The 4,064-nt window shown below is 63.7% G+C and carries 7 protein-coding genes; 1 reads left to right on the plus strand and 6 read right to left on the minus strand.

Annotated features, from left to right (window positions below; all coding sequences use genetic code 11):
• The coding region (locus HY852_RS08405; protein ID WP_291603979.1) for a peptide deformylase at window positions 1–223 on the minus strand (223 nt) is incomplete at its 3' end.
• Window positions 224–392: 169 nt separating this feature from the next.
• Here HY852_RS08405 and HY852_RS08410 point away from each other — a divergent pair.
• The gene (locus tag HY852_RS08410; RefSeq protein ID WP_291603980.1) at window positions 393–1,601 is read left to right on the plus strand and encodes a DNA recombination protein RmuC; all 1,209 of its coding nucleotides are present in this window, start codon (window positions 393–395) and stop codon (window positions 1,599–1,601) included.
• A 22-nt stretch (window positions 1,602–1,623) separates the two neighbouring features.
• On the opposite strand, the gene fdxB is transcribed toward HY852_RS08410, so the two are convergent.
• The 5 genes from fdxB to nifN all read right to left on the minus strand — a co-directional run.
• Window positions 1,624–1,911, minus strand: a complete 288-nt coding sequence (gene fdxB / locus HY852_RS08415) for a ferredoxin III, nif-specific (RefSeq protein WP_291603981.1) — start codon at window positions 1,909–1,911, stop codon at window positions 1,624–1,626.
• A 7-nt stretch (window positions 1,912–1,918) separates the two neighbouring features.
• Window positions 1,919–2,119, minus strand: coding sequence for a CCE_0567 family metalloprotein (locus HY852_RS08420; RefSeq protein ID WP_291603982.1), 201 nt, complete (start codon window positions 2,117–2,119; stop codon window positions 1,919–1,921).
• Window positions 2,120–2,128: 9 nt separating this feature from the next.
• Window positions 2,129–2,599 carry a NifX-associated nitrogen fixation protein gene (locus HY852_RS08425; RefSeq protein WP_291603983.1) on the minus strand — a complete coding sequence of 157 codons (471 nt, stop codon included), beginning with the start codon at window positions 2,597–2,599 and terminating at the stop codon, window positions 2,129–2,131.
• Window positions 2,600–2,610: 11 nt separating this feature from the next.
• Complete coding sequence (gene nifX / locus HY852_RS08430) at window positions 2,611–3,006, minus strand: nitrogen fixation protein NifX (protein WP_291603984.1); 396 nt, start codon at window positions 3,004–3,006, stop codon at window positions 2,611–2,613.
• A 26-nt stretch (window positions 3,007–3,032) separates the two neighbouring features.
• A partial coding sequence (nifN, locus tag HY852_RS08435; RefSeq protein ID WP_291603985.1) for a nitrogenase iron-molybdenum cofactor biosynthesis protein NifN occupies window positions 3,033–4,064 on the minus strand: 1,032 nt, incomplete at its 5' end.

A 4,064-nucleotide genomic window follows, 5' to 3' on the forward strand; every position in this document is an offset into this window, starting at 1 on the left:
GCGGCTTGGTCTCGCCGTCCTCGCCCTTCTTCGCGAGATCCATGGTGATCAGCCGCACGGGCTGCGCGACCTGGATCGCCGCAAGCCCGATGCCCGGGGCGGCATACATGGTCTCGAACATGTCGTCCGCGAGCTTGCGGACCTCCGAGGTGATCGTCTCGACAGGCTTGGATATGAGCCGAAGCTGCTTGTCCGGCAGGATGATGATTTCTCTGATGGCCATGGCGGGCGATTTAAGCTGCCGATCCCGGGTGGTCAATGCGCGCCCGAACTCATTAACGAATCGCTAACCATAAAAGCCAGGCTTCCGTTAACCATAAATATTTACCCGTCATTAACCATAAACGTTCTCCCTTCGTTCGCGCTTCTCCGCGAATCGGATAGAAGGGGGCATGAGCGAGATTCTCTTTATTGTCGGCGACTGGCCGGTTCGCGCCAGCGACCTTCTGATCGGCATGAGCGGACTGCTTCTGGTCCTCTTGCTGGTGATCGCGATGGTGGTTGCGCGCTCCAGCCGGCGCGGGGCGGAACTCGCGATCGAGCAGGCCATGCGCGCCGACGCGCTGGAAGAACGTCTTAACGAGATGCTGCTCGCGCAAAGCGAATCCACCGGCCGGGTCGACGCAATGACCCAGGCGCTGGCCGGCCGGCAGGCCGAGATGGCGCGCGCGGTCAACGAGCGGCTGGATTCGGTGACCCACCGCGTCGGCCAGTCCATGGAGCACTCCACGCGCAACACCATGGAGAGCCTGCGCGCCCTGCACGAGCGGCTCGGCATCATCGACAACGCGCACAAGAACCTGACCGACCTGACCACGCAGGTCACAACGTTGCGCGACGTGCTCGCCAACAAGCAGTCGCGCGGCGCGTTCGGCCAGGCGCGTATGGAGGCCATCGTCCAGGACGGACTCCCCAAGGGCTCCTACGAGTTCCAGTTCACGCTTTCGACCGGAAAGCGGCCCGACTGCGTGGTGTTCCTGCCGGACCAGCGGCCGCTGTGCATCGACGCCAAGTTTCCGCTGGAGGCGATGACCGCGCTGCACGACGCGCGCACGGACGAAGAGAAGAGACTGGCGGCTCAGCGGCTGCGCAATGACGTGCTCAAGCACGTCAACGACATTGCCGAGAAGTACCTGATCATCGGCGAGACCCAGGATATGGCGCTGATGTTCGTGCCGTCGGAATCGGTGTACGCCGAGATCCATGACCGCTTCGACGACGTCATCCAGAAGGCCTACCGCGCCCGCGTCGTGCTGGTGTCGCCCTCGCTGTTGATGCTCGCGATCCAGGTCATGCAGCAGATCATGAAGGACGCGCGCATGCGCGACGCCGCCGACCAGATTCGTACCGAGGTGATCAAGCTCGGTGACGATCTTGGCCGCCTGCGCGATCGCGTGCTGAAACTGCAGAAGCACTTCGCCGACGTCAACGAGGACGTCAGACAGATCCTGATCTCCGCCGACAAGATCGAAAAGCGCGCCGGAACCATCGAGGATCTGGATTTCAGCAACCCCGACCCTCCGGCCGAGGCGCCGCGGCTGGTGACGAGCGGCTCTCCCGAGCTGTTTCCTCTGGCGCGCAAGCTCCAGGCCGGCGAGTAGCCGGACCCGCTGGGGCGACGCCTCAGGCGGCCGCGGCGTGGGTCTGGGAGCCGGTCGGGCAGACGCGGGAGCAGGCGCCACAGCCGATGCAGGCGCCGCCGTCATGCATCACCATGACCTTCTTCTCGATCTCGTCGTCCTCATCGTCGTCGAGGTCGATCAATTCGCCATCCTCGTTGACGCCCTTGAGGGTCATGACCAGGCGGCCGCACACCTTGAAGCAGCGGCCGCAGCCGATGCATTTCTGCGGATCGATCGAGACGAGGTAGTCCGGCTTCCAGTCGCGGCCGTCGCGAGTCGTAAATGCCATGATCGGATTATGCCTTTTCCAGCGTCTTGAGATCCGCACGCTTGCGCTCGAGCTCGGCGAAGGCATCGTGTGCTTTCTGCGCCACGCTCATGATCGACGTCCAGTTCACCGGGAGCTCCTCGGAGAGGTCGTGCAGGTCCATCTTGGCCTGGGTTGCCTTGGCCGAGAGCTTCCTGATCTCGGCCTTCAGGGTTTCAACATCGCTCATGCGCGCTCCTCAGTAATTCGCAACGTCCTGAAACTTGCGGATCATCTCGACGCCGCTGCTCACGTATTTGTCGCCCTCCTCGCCGAGCTTCTTGAGGCTGTCGAAGCCGAAACGGTGCACGTCGCGGAGCTGCTTGTTGACGACGATAAGCCGGCCGCCGATCAGCACCATCCGGCCGAAGCCCTCATGATGCATCTTCAGCATCGGGGAGATCATCACGCCGGTTTCGCGCTCGATCGAAAGCGCGACCGCATTGAAGAACAGCTCCAAGCGCCAGATCGTCTCCGGGTCGGGATCGCCGATGATCGGCAGCTCCCTCCGCTTTGCCTTGTCGACGATATAGGGCTCGATCAGGTCGAGATCGCTCTTGCCCTCCCAGGCGCCGTGCGTGTCCTGGGCTCGCCAGATCTTGACGAGCTCCTTCACGAACGGCGCCTGCGCCGCGGGATCGGATTGGGCCAATTCAGCCGCGTCGGCCATGGGTGTTTCCTCTAGTCTTCGAAATCGAGTGTTCGTTCCTGGCCCTTCGCCAGGGCCTTGCGCAGCCACGGCGGCGGCGTGCCCTTCAGCACGTTCTCCAGCTTCTCGACCAGATCCTCGATCGCCTCGGGCTGGGCGACCTTCATCGGGTGGATGTTGTTGGCGACCACCCTCGCGGCCCCCGACCCGCCGATCGCGGCGACATAGAGGATGGCGCAATCCTTGATCGCCTCGATCTTGGGCGCGAGCTTGTCCTCGTTGCCGTCTTCCTTGAGATCGCCGTCGAACTGGACGGCCTCGACGAATCGGTGCCCCTCCGGGCCGATGTCATAGATGGCGATGTTCCTGGCCCAGCCGAAATGCGCATCGACGCGCTTCAGGTCCTGGGTTGCGAATGCGACTTTCATGGCACTTACCCTCTCCTCGTCTCGCGTCAGTGCAGCTGGGGCGGGCGGACCTGAAGGCCGGCCTCGGTCACCCGCCATGTGTCCGGCGTCGGCTGATGATGCTCCTCGCGGTCGCTGATGATGAGATTGGCGATGTCGAAGATCAGATCACGCGTGCCGCGGTAGCCGACCGAGAGCTGGTGCCCCGCGCCAAGCCGGTCGAACATGGGAAAGCCGGCGCGAAAGAACGGAATCTTCAGCCGCGCCGCGGCTTGCCGGCCATGCGAATGCGTGATCAGGAGATCGCATTCCCTTGTCTTGGCCAGCTCTTCCAGATCTTCCAGGTCCCCGATCAAAACCCCCTCGGTCTTGATGCGCTCGAGCACGGGCGAGAGCGTTGTCGTCACCGCCGCGGTGACCTGCGCCCCCATCTCGTGCAGCATGCTGGATAGCTCGAACAGCAGGTCCGGCTCGGCGCCGATGGCAAGCTTGCGGCCGCCGATGTGGAAATGGGCATCCAGCATGGCATCGGCGAGCTGGCCGCGCTGCCGGCGATATTTCACCGGCACGTCGCGGCCACTGATCTCGCTCAGGAACATGATGAATTCATCGTTGGGGACGAGCCCGCACAGACGCTCGAACACCCGCAATGGCGTGCCGCACCTCGCCTGCATCGCCTCGGCCGCACGGCGCATCTGCGCACCGATCGCGATGGTCCAGGCGGCATCGCCCATGGTCGCGACCTCGTCGACGCCGATGCCGCCGATGGTCGTCGGCGTGAACTCCTCCGGAATGTGGCCGTCGAGCGAACTGGCAAGGTCCGGCAGGAAGGAAGGCTTGAGCCCGAAGTCCTCGATGATGGTACGAAGCTCGTCCAGATCGCCGGGCGTGAGATGGCAGCCGGGCAGGACATTGACCCGCGCCGGATCTCGCGGGGCGTTCGCCTCCCTCGGCTCGACCAGCACCTCGATCATCCGCGCCACCGTCTTCTCCCAGCCGTCCTGAAACGCACCCTTGAAATCGGGCGTCGACACATAGACGAGCGGAAAATCCGCAAGCTGAGGATGTTTCTGGCGGAC

The sequence above is a fragment of the Bradyrhizobium sp. genome, from assembly GCF_016213215.1.
Lineage (GTDB): Bacteria > Pseudomonadota > Alphaproteobacteria > Rhizobiales > Xanthobacteraceae > Bradyrhizobium.

What these genes read in the sequence shown, in the direction of transcription:
- HY852_RS08410 (WP_291603980.1), top strand. Translation starts at nt 393, where the DNA reads ATGAGCGAGATTCTCTTTATTGTCGGCGACTGGCCGGTTCGCGCCAGC.
- fdxB (WP_291603981.1), bottom strand. Translation starts at nt 1,911, where the DNA reads ATGGCATTTACGACTCGCGACGGCCGCGACTGGAAGCCGGACTACCTC.
- HY852_RS08420 (WP_291603982.1), bottom strand. Translation starts at nt 2,119, where the DNA reads ATGAGCGATGTTGAAACCCTGAAGGCCGAGATCAGGAAGCTCTCGGCC.
- HY852_RS08425 (WP_291603983.1), bottom strand. Translation starts at nt 2,599, where the DNA reads ATGGCCGACGCGGCTGAATTGGCCCAATCCGATCCCGCGGCGCAGGCG.
- nifX (WP_291603984.1), bottom strand. Translation starts at nt 3,006, where the DNA reads ATGAAAGTCGCATTCGCAACCCAGGACCTGAAGCGCGTCGATGCGCAT.